Origin of the sequence: Streptomyces beijiangensis (assembly GCF_017315755.1) — a bacterium.
Taxonomy (GTDB): domain Bacteria; phylum Actinomycetota; class Actinomycetes; order Streptomycetales; family Streptomycetaceae; genus Streptomyces; species Streptomyces beijiangensis.
Map to the genome: position 1 here is coordinate 1 of NZ_JAFLRJ010001744.1, position 203 is coordinate 203.

Here is a 203-nt window from a genome sequence, read left to right on the forward strand (position 1 = left end):
GAGCTGCTCGCTCTCGCCGCCCTGGGTGCCGTTGACCCAGAACGCGTAGTTGTTGGCCGTGTCGATGAAGGTGCCGCCGGCTTCGACGTACCGGTCGAGGATCGCGTACGAGGTCGCCTCGTCGGTGGCGGTGCCGACACGCATCGCGCCGAGGCCGAGGACGCTCACTTCGCGCTGGGTGTCCGGGTTCTGACCGATGGTGC

The 203-nt window shown here is 68.5% G+C and carries 1 protein-coding gene; it reads right to left on the reverse strand.

Features of this window, described 5'->3' with window-relative positions; translation table 11 throughout:
- A partial coding sequence (locus tag J0695_RS43475) for an aldo/keto reductase (protein WP_206970308.1) occupies nt 1-203 on the reverse strand: 203 nt, incomplete at both ends.